Source organism: Vibrio sp. 10N.222.49.C9 (assembly GCF_041474985.1).
Classification (GTDB): domain Bacteria; phylum Pseudomonadota; class Gammaproteobacteria; order Enterobacterales; family Vibrionaceae; genus Vibrio; species Vibrio crassostreae_C.
The window spans coordinates 1-383 of sequence record NZ_JBFRVD010000310.1 but is presented as its reverse complement, the minus strand read 5'-3'; the positions used below and the strand labels follow the sequence as shown (position 1 = coordinate 383).

The 383-nt window shown below is 42.3% G+C and carries 1 pseudogene; it reads right to left on the bottom strand.

From position 1 onward, the window contains the following. Positions 1-157: 157 nt before the first annotated feature. Positions 158-383: pseudogene (locus tag AB4585_RS23275) on the bottom strand (hypothetical protein); the annotation flags it as partial.

The following is a 383-nucleotide window of genomic DNA, read 5'->3' as shown; positions in this document are numbered from 1 at the left end:
AGGACCACCGCTTCTTGGGTACTTACATCAAGCCACAGGCAACTGGACTGCCTCGTTGTTCGTAATCGCAATTGTAGGTGGATTTTGTGCTTTGTTTGGTGCATTAAGTGCTAGAGATGTGAAGATCCATCTAACGACATAACCTACGTGCTAGATATCACTTGTCGTTAACATTTACCTGCAATATTTGCTCGTTGTTTCTCACACTAAAAGTAAACTCTCTGCTGTTCTCAAGACTTATAAACTCTGAAATATGATGACTTCCTCCCTGATATTCTACGAAGTCATCGTTTTCTGCTTTTGACACTCTAGTCACTCGAAACGCGGAGTTTTCAGGGTCCACTTCTAGCTGATAGTCGTTGCTGTTAAACTCAAAACGGCAC